The sequence below is a fragment of the Actinomadura viridis genome, assembly GCF_015751755.1.
Classification (GTDB): Bacteria; Actinomycetota; Actinomycetes; order Streptosporangiales; family Streptosporangiaceae; genus Spirillospora; species Spirillospora viridis.
Genome location: NZ_JADOUA010000001.1, coordinates 3,648,804 through 3,662,266, shown reverse-complemented (window position 1 = coordinate 3,662,266; position 13,463 = coordinate 3,648,804). Strand labels below are relative to the sequence as shown.

General features: G+C 75.2%; 15 protein-coding genes. 5 read left to right on the top strand and 10 right to left on the bottom strand.

From position 1 onward, the window contains the following. Window positions 1–16 precede the first annotated feature (16 nt). From IW256_RS16560 to IW256_RS16550, 3 genes are all read right to left on the bottom strand, one after another. The gene (locus IW256_RS16560) at window positions 17–703 is read right to left on the bottom strand and encodes a TetR/AcrR family transcriptional regulator (protein ID WP_197011839.1); all 687 of its coding nucleotides are present in this window, start codon (window positions 701–703) and stop codon (window positions 17–19) included. A gap of 97 nt (window positions 704–800) precedes the next feature. Continuing rightward, complete coding sequence (locus IW256_RS16555) at window positions 801–1,178, bottom strand: hypothetical protein (protein WP_197011838.1); 378 nt, start codon at window positions 1,176–1,178, stop codon at window positions 801–803. A gap of 4 nt (window positions 1,179–1,182) precedes the next feature. Continuing rightward, window positions 1,183–2,013: a TNT domain-containing protein gene (locus tag IW256_RS16550; RefSeq protein ID WP_197011837.1), complete on the bottom strand. Its 831-nt coding sequence runs from the start codon at window positions 2,011–2,013 to the stop codon at window positions 1,183–1,185. 437 nt (window positions 2,014–2,450) lie between these two features. Here IW256_RS16550 and IW256_RS16545 point away from each other — a divergent pair, with 437 nt between their 5' ends. From IW256_RS16545 to IW256_RS16530, 4 genes are read left to right on the top strand one after another with little or no spacing between them, the layout of a single operon-like run. Next, window positions 2,451–3,125, top strand: coding sequence for a TetR/AcrR family transcriptional regulator (locus tag IW256_RS16545; protein WP_197011836.1), 675 nt, complete (start codon window positions 2,451–2,453; stop codon window positions 3,123–3,125). Continuing rightward, entirely contained in the window at window positions 3,118–3,369 is a 252-nt protein-coding gene (locus IW256_RS16540; protein ID WP_197011835.1) for a hypothetical protein, read from the top strand. The genes IW256_RS16545 and IW256_RS16540 overlap by 8 nt, the downstream gene beginning before the upstream one ends. A 58-nt stretch (window positions 3,370–3,427) precedes the next feature. Next, window positions 3,428–4,345, top strand: a complete 918-nt coding sequence (locus tag IW256_RS16535) for an ABC transporter ATP-binding protein (protein ID WP_197011834.1) — start codon at window positions 3,428–3,430, stop codon at window positions 4,343–4,345. Next, entirely contained in the window at window positions 4,342–5,946 is a 1,605-nt protein-coding gene (locus IW256_RS16530) for an ABC transporter permease (RefSeq protein ID WP_197011833.1), read from the top strand. The genes IW256_RS16535 and IW256_RS16530 overlap by 4 nt, the downstream gene beginning before the upstream one ends. A 65-nt stretch (window positions 5,947–6,011) precedes the next feature. On the opposite strand, the gene IW256_RS16525 is transcribed toward IW256_RS16530, so the two are convergent. The 4 genes from IW256_RS16525 to IW256_RS16510 all read right to left on the bottom strand — a co-directional run bounded on the left by IW256_RS16525 (window position 6,012) and on the right by IW256_RS16510 (window position 10,253). Beyond that, window positions 6,012–6,485, bottom strand: a complete 474-nt coding sequence (locus tag IW256_RS16525) for an MSMEG_6728 family protein (protein WP_197011832.1) — start codon at window positions 6,483–6,485, stop codon at window positions 6,012–6,014. Between the two features lie 28 nt (window positions 6,486–6,513). Further along, a complete protein-coding gene (locus IW256_RS16520; RefSeq protein ID WP_197011831.1) occupies window positions 6,514–7,722 on the bottom strand; it encodes a LuxR C-terminal-related transcriptional regulator in 1,209 nt (402 codons plus the stop codon). Between the two features lie 189 nt (window positions 7,723–7,911). Continuing rightward, window positions 7,912–9,078 carry a site-2 protease family protein gene (locus IW256_RS16515; RefSeq protein ID WP_197011830.1) on the bottom strand — a complete coding sequence of 389 codons (1,167 nt, stop codon included), beginning with the start codon at window positions 9,076–9,078 and terminating at the stop codon, window positions 7,912–7,914. Window positions 9,079–9,362: 284 nt separating this feature from the next. After that, the gene (locus tag IW256_RS16510; RefSeq protein ID WP_197011829.1) at window positions 9,363–10,253 is read right to left on the bottom strand and encodes a universal stress protein; all 891 of its coding nucleotides are present in this window, start codon (window positions 10,251–10,253) and stop codon (window positions 9,363–9,365) included. 193 nt (window positions 10,254–10,446) lie between these two features. Between IW256_RS16510 and IW256_RS16505 the strand changes: the two genes are divergently transcribed. Then, on the top strand, window positions 10,447–11,445 hold the full coding sequence (locus tag IW256_RS16505) for a zinc-binding alcohol dehydrogenase family protein (RefSeq protein WP_197011828.1): 999 nt from the start codon (window positions 10,447–10,449) through the stop codon (window positions 11,443–11,445). Here IW256_RS16505 and IW256_RS16500 read toward each other — a convergent pair. The 3 genes from IW256_RS16500 to IW256_RS16490 are packed head-to-tail and all read right to left on the bottom strand — an operon-like array spanning window position 11,361 to window position 13,416. Then, the gene (locus IW256_RS16500; protein ID WP_197011827.1) at window positions 11,361–11,651 is read right to left on the bottom strand and encodes a DUF1918 domain-containing protein; all 291 of its coding nucleotides are present in this window, start codon (window positions 11,649–11,651) and stop codon (window positions 11,361–11,363) included. The two genes, IW256_RS16505 and IW256_RS16500, sit on opposite strands and share 85 nt — an antisense overlap. Further along, a complete protein-coding gene (locus IW256_RS16495; RefSeq protein WP_197011826.1) occupies window positions 11,648–12,550 on the bottom strand; it encodes a universal stress protein in 903 nt (300 codons plus the stop codon). The genes IW256_RS16500 and IW256_RS16495 overlap by 4 nt, the downstream gene beginning before the upstream one ends. Further along, window positions 12,550–13,416 (bottom strand): universal stress protein, encoded by an 867-nt coding sequence (locus tag IW256_RS16490; protein ID WP_197011825.1) that lies wholly within the window; start codon window positions 13,414–13,416, stop codon window positions 12,550–12,552. Before IW256_RS16490 ends, IW256_RS16495 begins: the two co-directional genes overlap by 1 nt. Window positions 13,417–13,463: the final 47 nt, after the last annotated feature.

Sequence of the window (13,463 nt, the reverse complement as noted above, 5' to 3'; positions counted from 1 at the left end):
CGGGCGTCAGGGCGGTTCAGCCGACGAGGCCCGCGATGACCCGGCGGATCAGGCGGGGGAACAGGGCGGAGAGCTCCTCGGGCGGTCCGGTGGGCCCGGCCGCCAGCAGTTCCGCGAGCAGCGGGTGGCGGCCCTCGGCGACCACCTGCGCCATGTGGGCCAGCTGCGCGGCGCGCCGCCCGGTGGGCGTGCGGCGGCTCTGGATCTCGGTACGGGCGAACAGCGTGACCAGGCCGTTCATCACCGCGATGGTCTCCATCTTGGCCTGTCCGCTCAGCTCCACGGGCCGCAGTGCCCGCAGCCCGTGCTCGAGGTAGTCGATCGCCCGGGGGCCCAGCCGGCCCGGATCATAAGAGAGGTCGGCCAGCCAGGGATGGCGCAGGTGGACGTCCTTGGTGCGGATCGCCAGGCCGGCCAGGTCCTCGACGGGGTCGCCGGTCAGCGGGACGGTCAGGTCGACCTCGCCGGCGACGGCGTCGGCCATGAGGTCGACGAGGTCCTCGCGCCCGCCCACGTACCGGTAGAGGGACGCCGGGCCGGTGCCCAGCTCCGCGGCCACTCCGCGCATCGACACCGCGGCGAGCCCGTCCGCGTCGGCCAGCCGGACGGCCACGGCGGTGATCTGGGCACGGCTGCGCTCGGGCGCGGGACCGCGCGCGCCCCGCTCGGGGCGTTCCCACACGGTCGCCGGTTCGTCGGGCAACGGGCCACCTGTCCTTCCTGAACGTGGCGGCTCCGGCCGGGCCCACCACCAGCGGCTCACGCCACAGGTTAGTACTCCGGCACCCGGTGTTCGGTCATCACGGCGGCGGGGGTTCACCGCCCTCCGGCCCGCGGGCGCGGCGCGCCCGCCGGTACTCCTGCCAGGCCACGCGCCGCCAGCGTCCCAGCCGCCGGATCAGCCCGGGCTCCTCGACGGCCGGCGGCCCGCCCGGCGGCGGTGGCGGCGTGGCCGAGGTGACGAGGTCGTAGAAGAAGCGGCACGCCTCGTCCTCGCCGGTGAAACGGCGGATCGTGCCGTACTCGCCGCGCTCGCGGACGCCGACGGCCCAGCGCTCTCCCTCCCGTCGCAGGTAGGGGAGCTCGCCGGGCCGCCAGGCGGGCTCGTGCACGCCCTCGATCTCGTACTCCCTCAGGCCGGCGCGGGTCAGCGCCGCCTGGAGGTCATGACGGTCCACCCTGTCAGTAGACCCGCTCCAGGAACCCGTTGTCCGCGAGCCACTGCACGCTGAGCCTGCTCGGCGCACCGGGCACGTAGGCGCCCACGAGGACGTACTGCAGTCCCCGGCCCCGCTGCTGGAACGCCGGCTCGGCCGGTCCCCCGTCGACGTCGAACCTGTGCTTGACGCGGTACAGGTGGTAGTTGCACAGGTGCGCCGGGTCGTCGGCGCGCGTGTTCAGGCTGTCGGGCGGCAGGGCGCGGGACGGGAACGAGGCCCCTCCGGGTGAGAGGAAACGGCCGGTCTCCGCTCCGAAACGGTCGATGTACTGGCCGACGTGAAGCGTCACCCTGGACCGCTCCGGGCGGCTGTTGATGTCCTTGAGCTCGTGCGTGAATCCGTCATCCGGCGGATACCGCCAGTCGGGAGCGGGAACCTTGTTCTCGTCCCAGTACTGGTACAGGAACTCCGACGGCGACAACCCGCCATAACGGATGTAGCCCCGCAGCAGATATCCGAAGTACCCGGTGCGCGGGAGATGGACGGGACCCAGCCTCGGGTCCCCGTGGACGTAAGGTGGGCCGCAGACCTGCGGCTGGGCGTGGAGCGCGTCCTTGACGGCCGCCGCGACGGCGTCCGCGCTCTGCGGTACGCCCTGGGGCCGTACCGCCTCCTCGGAGCAGGCCTGGGCCTGCTTGATGATCTCCGCGATGCTCCCCCCTGACGGGGTGGCGCACGCGTCCGACCGGGGTGATCCCGCACCGTCGGGACGGGCGGACGCGGCGGTCCCCGTCAGCACGACGGTGAGGCAGAAGATCGCGGCGGAGGTGGCGCCGCGTCGAAAGACCCGCATGGACTCTCCTGGTACGTCGGTGATTCTCGCCTTTCACGGAATGGGACATTCGGCGAGCGGGCCGCCCGACGTACGCATATCTCCGGCACATTTTCGAAAGACGGCACCGGTGTCCGGAAATGCCCGATCGGAGCGGCGGAATCATTCGCCGAAGTGACCGTACCGACGCGCTCGGCCGATCGATCGGCCCGACTGGCAATCAGCAGACAAAGATCACCGAACAGATCACGCACACCCGCCGTCAACGGGCCATTTCCGCCCCCCTCCGTTGACCTGCGGCGAGTTGTCGTCACGCGCGGCCCCCCGAGGCGGCAACTCGCCGCAGGCCCAACCTGCGCCCCGACCCTGGAGCGGCCTCACGGGGTTGCGGGAGCGGCGGCATGGGTATACAAACGTATGGGAAACTGAACGCTTGTACCGTGACATGGAGTGAGCACATGACCGGGGGCGAGGAGCCGCCGACCACCGACACGGCCAGCGACCTGACCGCGCGGGCGCGCATCAGGGACGCGGCGCTCGCGCTGTTCGCCGAGCGCGGGATGCGGGGCACCACGATCCGCGCGGTCGCCGAGGCGGCGGGGGTGTCCCCTGGCCTGGTCCAGCACCATTTCGGGTCGAAGGAAGGGCTCCGCGAGGCCTGCGACGAGCACGTCATCGAGGCCCTCCGTACCATCAAGCGGCAGGCGCTCGACGGCGGCATGGGCGACCCCGGCTTCATGGGACTGGCGTTGCGGACCGGCCTCCCGGCGCAGCGCTACCTCGCCCGCGCCCTGGTCGACGGGTCACCCGCTGCGGCACGGCTGTTCGACGACGCGGTGGCCGCCTACGAGGACCTGCTGGAACGGCCCGGCCCCGGCATGAACAAGCCCACCACCTCCGACCTGCACGCCTACGCGACGGCCGTCACCGGCATGGCCTTCGGAATGGTCGTGCTGCACGAGCACCTCTCGCGTGCCCTGGGCGCCAACACCCTGACGCTGGAGGGCTATCCGCGGCTGACCAAGGCGCTCCTGGACGTCCACACCGACAACCTGGTCAGCCCGGAACTGCTGGAGCAGACCCGGGCGGCGCTGGACCGTCTCTCGCCCTCCGAGGGAGCCGACGATGCGTGACCGCCGGGGCCGCTCCGCACTCTCCCGCCTCCCCGGGACGCCGGGGCGGCCGTGCGGCACCGCCGCCGGCTCGCCCACGGTGCTGCGCGGGGCCCCCGCGTGGGCCGCCGCCTGCGGGGTCCGCATCCCGACCTCCGCCGCCGCGGCCCGCAAGGCCGACTCCGATCCGCCGTCGCGTCCCCGCGGACCCCGGTCCGCCCGCGACTCCGTTCCCTCACGTGGCCACGCCACCGGACTCCCCTGACCTGCGGGGGTGGCGGCCGCGTGCTCCACCGACCGACCCCCCAGACGAGGTGTTCGTCATGGCTTCACCCAACGACACGCCCATCTCCGCCACCGGCCTGGTCAAGACGTTCGGCCGGACCCGCGCGCTCGACGGGCTCGACCTGACCGTCCGCGCCGGTGAGGTGCACGGCTTCCTCGGCCCCAACGGCGCCGGCAAGTCCACCACCATCCGCGTCCTGCTCGGCCTCCTGCGCGCCGACGCCGGCCATGCCCGCCTCCTCGGCGGCGACCCCTGGCGCGACGCCACCGACCTCCACCGGCGCCTGGCCTACGTTCCCGGCGACGTCACCCTCTGGCCCGGCCTCACCGGCGGCGAGGTCATCGACCTCCTCGGCCGCATGCGCGGCGGCCTGGACCCCCGCCGCAGGAGCGACCTCCTCCAGCGCTTCGAACTCGACCCCAAGAAGAAGGGCCGCACCTACTCCAAGGGCAACCGCCAGAAGGTCGGCCTCGTCGCCGCCCTGGCCTCCGACGCCGAACTCCTCATCCTCGACGAACCCACCTCCGGCCTCGACCCCCTCATGGAGGAGGTCTTCCAGGAGTGCATCCGCGAGGAGAAGCGCGGCGGCCGCACCGTCCTGCTCTCCAGCCACATCCTCAGCGAGGTCGAGGCCCTCTGCGACCGCGTCACCATCATCCGGAACGGGGTCACGGTCGAGACCGGGACGCTGGGCGAGCTGCGTCATCTGACCCGTACCTCGATCGAGGCCGAGCTGGCCGCGCCGCCCAACGGGCTCACGTCGCTGGAGGGCGTGCACGATCTGCGGGTCGACGGCACCCGGGTGCGCTGCGAGGTGGACACCGCCCGGCTGGACCAGGTCCTGCGGCAGCTCACCTCCACCGGCGTCCGGAGCCTGGTGAGCCAGCCGCCCACGCTGGAGGAGCTGTTCCTGCGCCACTACAAGGACGAGCTGCCGCAGGAGGCCGGGCGATGACCGCGCTCACCGGAACCGGCGGGATGGTCCGGCTGATCCTGCGGCGCGACCGGTTCCTGCTGCCGATCTGGATCCTGTTCCTCAGCGTGATGCCGGTGAACTTCGTCGCGGCGACCAGGGAGCTGTACCCCACGGCCGCCGACCAGCTGGGATACGCCCGGACCACCGGGACCAACCCGACGTTCCTGGCGCTGTACGGGCCCATCCACAACAACGAGATCAGCGGGATCGTCGCCCAGCGCTCCGGGTTCATCCCGGTGGTCATCGGGCTGATCTGCGCGCTGACCGTCATCCGGCACACCCGTACCGAGGAGGAGGCGGGGCGCCGCGAGCTGCTGGGGGCCACGGTCCTGGGGCGGGGCGCCACCCTCGCCGCCGCGCTGCTGGTGACGCTGGGCGCCAGCCTCACGGTCGCCGCCATCCTCACGGCCGGCATGGCGAGCCAGGACCTCCCGCTCGCCGGATCGCTGGCCTTCGGGCTCCAGCTCGCCCTCGCCGGCTGCGTGTTCGCGGCGGTCGCCGGCGTGACCGCGCAGCTCACCGAGAGCGCCGGCGCGGCGCGCGGCATGGCGATCTCCGTCCTCGGCGCGTCCTTCGTGATCAGGCTGGCCGCCGACATCGGCGGCGCGGGCAACGCGCTGTCCTGGCTGTCCTGGCTGTCCCCGCTGGGCTGGGGCACCCGGCTGGGCGCCTACGGCGACGAGCGGTGGTGGGTGCTGGTGCTGCCCGTGCTGCTGGTCGCCGCGCTGGTCGCGGTGGCCGGGACACTGTCGGCGCGGCGGGACGTCGGGGCGGGGATCCTGCCGACGCGGCCGGGCCCGGCGGAGGCCGCGGCCGGGCTGCGCGGCCCGTTCTCCCTGGCCTGGCGCCTGCACAGCCGCCCCCTGTACGCCTGGCTGGGCGGCTTCGCCGCGCTCGGCGTCGTGTTCGGCGGGGTGGCCGGCGGGGTCGAGGACATGATCAGGGACAACCCGGACCTGAAGGAGATCTTCACCCGGCTGGGCGGCACCGGCGGGATCGTGGACGCCTACTTCGCCTCGGTGATGGGCATGCTGGGGCTGTTCGCGGCGGGGTACGCGGTGTCGGCGACGCTGCGGATGCGGTCGGAGGAGACCTCGCTGCGCGCCGAACCGGTGCTCGCGACGACCGTCGGGCGGCTGCGGTGGGCGTTCTCCCACCTGGTCTTCGCCCTGCTGGGCTCGGTCGTGGCGCTCGCGGTCGGCGGCACCGCGGCCGGCCTGACGCACGGCCTGAACGACGGCGACGTCGGCGGCGTCCTGCCGCGCGTCCTCGCCGCGGCGCTGGTGCAGTTCCCGGCCGTGTGGCTGATCGCGGCCGTGGCGGTGGCGTTCGTCGGCCTGGCGCCCCGCCTCTCCGCCGCGGGGTGGGGGGCGCTGGCGCTGGCCGCCGGGCTCACGATGTTCGGCGGTATGCTCCAGGCGGACCAGTGGCTCATGGACGTCTCGCCGTTCACCCACGTGCCCAAGCTCCCCGGCCACGACCTGACCCTGGCGCCGCTGGCCTGGCTCGGGGCCGCCGTCCTCGCGGCGGGGGCCGCCGGGCTCGCCGGGCTGCGCCGCCGCGACCTGGCGACGGGCTGACCGCCGCCGTCCGGGAGGGCCGGGCCCGCCCGCCCGGCCCTCCCCCGGCCGCCGTCGCCGCCGACTCACCGCCGGCGGCGGCGGTCCGAGTCGGGCCAGACGTACGGCAGGTCGCGCGGCACGTCCGGGAAGACCGGCCCGTAGAAGGCGGGGTCCTTGCGGACCAGCGCCGAGCGGTGGCTGAGATGGAACCGCGGGTCGCCCAGCCAGGGCGGCAGCTCCCCGGCCTCGGCCAGCGCGCGCTGGTCGCGCGGCCCGTCCAGGCCCGTGGCCTCGGCGAGGTCGGCCCTCAGGGTGGCGGCGCAGGTGTCGCGGCGCCCCAGGTCGCACCACCGCCGGCAGATCTCCAGGCCGTAGCGGACGAGCGCCTCCTCGTACCCCGTCCACATCCGCACCACCGGGTGATGGCGCCAGCCGTACCCCGGCACCGTGAGCCCGCGCAGCACCTGCACCGCCTCGACGCGCTGCTTGCCCAGCCTGCGCGGGTCCAGGACGCGGGCCGTGGCGGCGAAGTCCGCGTACGGAAGGAAGGTCTGCACGGTCGCGTCCTTCCCCGTGCCCGCCCGCTCACCCGCCGGACGGGTCGGTGGCCGGGACGACCAGGCTGTCGCGGATGACCCAGCTCGCCACATGGACGCGCGAGGTGCAGTTGAGCTTGCCCATGACGGCGCGGACGTGGTGGGCGGCCGTCCACTCGGCGATGCCCATCCGGCCCGCGATCTGACGGTCGGTCAGGCCCCGCGCCACCAGCATCGCCACCTCCAGCTCGCGCTGCGTCAGCGGCCGGGCCTGGAACCGGATCCGGGCCGCGGCCTCGCGCGCGGGCGAGGGCAGGCTCCGGACGTAGGACCGCACGGTGTTCAGCATCCGCAGCCGGGGCTCCGCACCGGACGCCGGCAGGCGGGCCAGCAGGTTCTTGGCCGCCAGCGCCTCGACGACGGCGGGGTCGGCCCCGGTGGCGGCGTCCGCCGGGGAGAACGGGCCCTCGTGGACGGCGAGCGTGCGCAGGACGGCCCGTTCGGCGCCGGTGAGCCGGTCGTGGCTCCACCCGATCGCCTCGCGCATCCCGGCGTGGCGCGACAGGGTGGAGCCGCCGCGCAGCACGTCCTGCCCCTCCCGCAGCCGGCCGGCGAGCTCGCCGGGGTCCATCCGGGCGAGCCGCGCGGCGGCGAACTCGATCGCCAGCGGCAGGTCGTCGAGCAGCTCGCACAGCCGCTCCAGCCCGGCGCCGTCCGCCGGGAGCCCGTCCCGGACGGCGGCGGCCCGCCGCCGGAGCAGTTCCAGGGAGGCGGCCCGTGCCAGCGGGGGGACGCGCAGCACCCGTTCCCCGTACAGGCGCAGCGGCTCCCGGCTCACCACCAGCACCCGCGCCCCCGGCCGGTCGGCCAGCAGCCTGGGCACGCGCGGCGCCAGCTCCTCGATGACATGGTCGGCGTGGTCGGCGACGACCAGGCGGTCGTCCGCGCACGCGGCCGACAGCGCCTCCAGAGCGGCGCCGGAGCGCTCGTACGGGGCCAGGTCGAGGTACCCGGCCGCGGGGACCGGCTCCGCGGCCAGCGCCAGCGCCAGCCGGGTCTTGCCCACCCCGGCGGGCCCGGTCATGGTGAGCAGCCGGGCCGAGGGGTCGGCCAGCCGCCCGCGCAGCAGCTCCAGCTCGGCCTCGCGTCCCACCATCGGCGGGACGGCGCCGCCCGGCCCGCCCCCTCCCCCCGGACGGTCCGCGCCCGCGGAATCGCCCCGCGCCGGCCGTTCCGGACGGGCCTGCCCTGACGCCATCCCGCCGCCCCCTCACCACGAAATCGCCGCGTCGTCCTTCCGTCGATATCCGGTGTGACGAAGGCGGGCGGGCGATGGTTCGTTGCGCCGGGAAATTGCGCGGAGAAGCCGGCCGATCACCTTTCCATAAAAGCTGACATGCCCGGATCATTCTGCCGGTGAAATCGTTTCCGCCGCCCCTGGACTTCTCTATTCGGTGACGTCGTGCGTACGGGAGGCGGCAGCGGTCGTGGCCGCCTGGCGCAACCGGCTGCTCCTGACGAGCCGCTGGACGTCGGCGGTGGTGACGATGCCGACGGTCCGGCCGCCGTCCACCACCACGGCCATCAGCTCGCCCGCCAGCGGCCGGCGGTTCAGCAGGTCGAGCGGGGAGTCGCCCGGACGCGCCACATAGGCGCCGGGCAGCGGGATCATGATGTCGCCCAGCATCGCGTCGGCCCTGCCGGGCAGCGCGCGGGCGAGCATCTCCAGCGAGACCGCTCCGGCCGGGTCGCCGGCCAGTCCCACCACCGGGAAGACCGACTGCCGCGCTCCCCGCGTCACCTCCGCGGCGAAGTCCGACACCCGCCGCCAGGTGTGGCCGCAGTCCGGGTCGGGGGTCATGATGTCGGCGACGCGCAGCCCGCCGGCCGCCCGGCGCACCGCGCCCGAGGACGCCTCCGCCCCCGCGGCCGCGGTGATGAACCAGCCGAGGAAGACCAGCCAGAGCCCGTTGAACGACCTCAGGACGAACATCTCGGCCAGGCCCAGCCCCATCAGGGCGTACCCGAGGACGCGGCCGGTGGTGGCGGCGGCCCGGTCGGCGCTCTCACGGTCGCCGCGGATCCGCCAGATGACGGCCCGCAGCACCCGGCCGCCGTCCAGCGGCGCCCCCGGAAGCAGGTTGAACACCGCCAGCAGCCCGTTCATCAGGCCCACCCACATGAGCGCGCCGCTGAGCAGCACCGGGCCGCCGATCGCCTGCGTCCCGAGCGAGACGCCGACCAGCGCCCCGCCCACGAGCAGGCTCGTGGCCGGGCCCGCGGCGGCGATCCGCAGGTCGGCGGTCGCGTGCGGCGCCTCGTCCTCCAGCTCGGCCACGCCCCCGAGCATCCACAGCGTGATGGCCTTCACCCGGATCGCGTACCGGCGGGCGACCAAGGCGTGCGCCAGCTCGTGAGCGAGCAGGGAGGCCAGGAACAGCAGCGAGGCCAGTACCGCGACGCTCCAGTAGGCGACCACCGGGAGTCCGGGCGCGGCCCGCGGGAGCACCGACTCCCCGAGCAGGGCGGCCACCAGGAGCAGGATCACCAGCACGGACCAGTTCGCACCGACCACGATGCCCTTGATCTCTCCGAGCTTGAACGACTGTCCCATCACGGCCTCCCGACCCCGGGGTTCCTCTCCAGCATGGCCGCGGGCCGGGACCGGGGGCAGGGGCGTAATCCCCGCGGGGACAGGGACTTTGGGCCCGGAGGCGGTGGCGCGTTCCGCGGGCGGCGGCGGTCGAGGAGAGTGAGGGAAGTCCCTCCGCCGTTTAGACAGCGCTGGAGCTGCACGGTGCGTGGTCGCCCACTTCTCCGTGCCTTTTCCTCTGGGCTTCCCCCACCCCACGACCATCCGACCACGCCCGCCGGGACGGAACCAGGGACGAAGGTCCTTCATCCGCGGGGGTGCACGATCGCCACCGGGCACGCGGCGTGATGGATGACGCCGTGCGCGACCGAGCCGACGCGGGCGCTGCGGCGCGGCGCCCTCTCGTGGGCGCCGGTCACCAGCAGCACCGCCTCCCGCGACGCGTCGACCAGCGCCTGCACGGGATGGACCAGCGGCACCGCCTCGACGAGTTCGAGGCCCGGGTGCCATTCCCGCCACGGCGTGGCGAACTCGGCCACGGTCTCCCGCACCACCTCGTCGGTCTCCGCCGCCGCGGCGGCGTGCCCGGCCTCGATGATCGTCTCGATCACGGGGGCCGCGTGGACGATCCGCAGCCGGGCGGAGCGGCGGGCGGCGGCCTCGAAGGCGTACTCCAGCACGACGGCCGAGAACTCGGTCAGATCGATGCCCGCCACCACCTCGTTCCGGGCCGGGCCGGCACCGACGCCGGCACCAGCGCCGGCACCGTCCCCGAGGCCGCCCCGGACGACGACCACGGGCCCCTCGGCCCGGTCGGCGACGCCCAGGCCGGTGGAGCCGAGCAGCAGTCCGGTGAATCCGCCCAGCCCGCGATGCCCGACCACCACCTCGAAGGCCCGCGCCGACTCCTCGCGCAACGCCCGCACCGGAGGCTCGGGCACCAGCTCCGTGGTGACCTCCAGGTCCGGCCGGGCCGCCCGGGCGGCCCGCGCCGCCCCGTCGAGGATCTCCCGGCCGCGCGGGGAGATCGCCTCGGCCGTCTCGGGGGGCAGTCCCGCGGGGAGCCCGTGGCGCCGATCGCCCGCGTGCACGATGCGCAGCCCGCGGCCGTACCGCGCCGCCTCCGCCGCCGCCCATTCCACGGCGCGGCCCGCGGCCGGCGAGCCGTCGGTCCCGACGACGATCGGCTCGGACATGACCACTCCCCCGTTCCGGTCCTTCCCTCCATGCTCACGGCCCGGGCCCGCCCGTGTCGGGGGCCGATGGTCCCCCACCGCCGGGCCGTTGGACCGCCGCCCCGCCCCGTCCGCCCTAGAGGGCGGCCATCGGGGTATCGATCCTGGAGACGCAGGGTGCGGCCGGGGAGCGGACCGCGGGGAGGTCGCCGTCATGAAGGCGTGGAGCGTACGAACACCGGGGCCGATGCCGGCCGGGCCGATCGAGCTCGTGGAGCGTCCCATGCCCGAGCCTGGCGCGGGGGACCTGCTGCTGCGCGTCCGGGCCTGCGGGGTCTGCCGTACCGACCTGCACGTGGCGGAGGGCGACCTGCCGGTGCACCTGCCCGGTGTGACGCCCGGCCACGAGATCGTCGGCGAGGTCGCCGCGGCCGGTCCCGGCTGCCTGCACCGGCCGGGCGACCGGGTGGGCGCGGCGTGGCTGCGGGGGACCTGCGGTTCCTGCGCGTACTGCCGCCGCGGTGCCGAGAACCTCTGCCCCGCCTCCGCCTACACCGGTTGGGACGCCCACGGGGGCTACGCCGAGTACGCCCTCGCCCGCGACGCCTACGTCTACGACCTGCCCCCGGGCCGTTCCGACGTCGAGATCGCCCCGCTGCTGTGCGCGGGCATCATCGGCTACCGGGCGCTGCGCCGGTCGGCGCTCCCGCCGGGCGGCCGGCTGGGGATCTGGGGCTTCGGCGGGTCGGCCCACCTGGCGGCGCAGGTGGCGATGGCCGAGGGCGCCGCCGTGCACGTGTTCACCAGGGCGCCCGCCGCCCGGGCCCTGGCCCTGGAGCTCGGTGCCGCGTCCGCGGGCGGCTCCTTCGATCCCGCCCCCGAGCCGCTGGACTCGGCGATCGTCTTCGCCCCGGCCGGCGAGCTGGTCCCCGCCGCCCTGGAACGGCTCGATCGCGGCGGGACCCTGGCGCTGGCCGGGATCCACCTGACGGACGTGCCGCCGCTGAACTACGCGCGGCACCTGTTCGAGGAGCGCCAGGTCCGTTCGGTCACCGCCAACACCAGGGCGGACGGGCAGGAGTTCCTCCGGCTCGCGGGCCGCCTGCCGCTGCGGGTGGCCACGGTGACCTATCCGCTGGAGGAGGCCGGCCGGGCCCTGGGGGACCTGGCCGCCGACCGGGTCAACGGGGCGGCGGTGCTGGTGCCCGGCTGAGCGGCCGGTGCCCCGTGGTGCTCGTAGTGGACGATCCGCGCGTCCGGGCCGGGGAAGATCAGGCTCTGCCGGCCGGTGTCGGACCAGCGCACCAGGTACGGAGGGGTGCCGTCGGGATGCGGCACCTCGATGATCTCCCCGTCCCGGAGCGGCTCGTGCGGGCCGCCTCCGGCGATGGTGATCCGGTCGCCCTCGCTCGCCTTCATGTCCGGTCCCCCTCCGCGGGGCGTTCGTGCACGATGGCGACCGGGCACGGGGCCTCGTGCAGCATGGTGCGGGTGACCGCGCCCAGCAGCGTCTGCGGTGACGAGCCGCAGCCCCGGTCGCCGACGGCCAGCAGGGTGGCGCCCCGCGCGATGTCGGCGAGGGCCTGGTGCGGCCGCCGCGTCACGAACCTGGTCTCGGCCGGGACCGCGGGGTGCGCGGCCCGGTGCCGGGCGACGGTGTTCTCGAACCGGGTCCGCACCCGGTCCCCCGCGGTGTCCGGGTCGGTGAACGGGGCCCGCCCCGGTCCGGGCCGGGCGTCCGGCCCCCACCAGCCGCAGACGGCCGTGACCGCCAGGCCGCGCGCCCGCGCCTCCGTGAAGGCGAACTCCAGCGCGGCCTCGCTCGCCGGCGAGCCGTCCACGCCGGCCACGATCCCGATCCCGTCGTCGCGGGGCGGGAACGAGGCGGGCGGCACGACGACGACCGGCCGGTCGGTGTGCGCGGGCACGTGGATCGCGGTCGAGCCCGCCCGCAGCCCGTCGAAGCCCCCGGTGCCCCGCGCCCCCAGCACGACCAGCTCCGCCGTTCCCGCGGCGGTCAGCAGCGCCGCGGGGGCGGTGCCGCGGACCAGCCGGCCGCGCACGTCCAGTTCCGCCGCGACCTCCCGGGCCATGGCGATCCCCTCCTCGACGATGGCGGCGCCCATGGCGCGGACGCCCTCCAGCGCGCGGTCGTCGTGCCGGCGGAACGGGTACGGCCAGTACCAGGCGTGGCAGACCACCAGCGCGAGCCCGCGCAGCTCGGCCTCGCGGACCGCCCAGCCCAGCGCCCGCTCGCTCGACTGGGACGCGTCGTAGCCGAGGAGTACGTGATCGGGAGGTTCGGCCGGGCCGTTCATCACAGCCCCGGGGCGCCCTCGGACGGGACGACCGCCACGCTGCACGGCGAGTGCTGGAGCAGCGCGCCGCTCGTGGCGCCGAGATGCAGCGCGGCGACGCCGCCGGCGCCGCGGTTGCCCACCACGACCAGGTCGGCCTCCTCCGCCGCCTCGAAGAGGGCCTCGCGCGGCGGTTCCACCACCAGCGACGTGCGGGTCTCCACGTACGGGTACTTCACCCTCCAGGGGGCCACCGACCGCTCGAGCCGTTCACCGCACAGGTGCCGCAGCCTGTCCTCGTCCTCGAAGACCGACAGGTCCCCGCCGACGGCGGCGGGCTCCCGGCAGCCGTAGACGGCGCGCAGCCTCCAGCCGCGCAGCGCCGCCTCCTCGTAGGCGAAGGCCAGGGCGGCGTCGCCGCCGGGCGAGCAGTCCACGCCGGCCACCACCTCGCCCTCGCCGCGCCGCGCGCCGGCCGCGCGGACGACCACGACGGGCCGGCGGGCGCGGGCGGGGAGCTGCAGCGAGGTCGAGCCCACCGCCAGGTCCTCCCGCTCGTGCGAGCCCACCACGATCAGCTCGGCGCCCTCGGCCTCGTGCATCAGGGCCCCGTAGGCGGGCCCGTCGCCCAGCCTCCCGCGCACCTTGACGGTCGGCGCCATCCGCTCGGCGAGCATCACCCCGTGGTCGAGCAGGTGCCCGGCCATCCGCTTGACGATCGCCACGCCCTCGTAGTCGATGTGGCTGACGGGGTACGGCCAGCGCCACGCGTGGCAGACGGTCAGGGGCAGGCGGCGCAGGCGGGCCTCCTGCGCCGCCCAGCGCAGCGCCCGCTCGCTCTCCTTGGACCCGTCGTAGCCGACGAGCACGTAGGAACCCCAGCTCATGTTCCCTCCATGGTTCGCTTCCCCTCCATCCGACCCGGGCGCCGGGC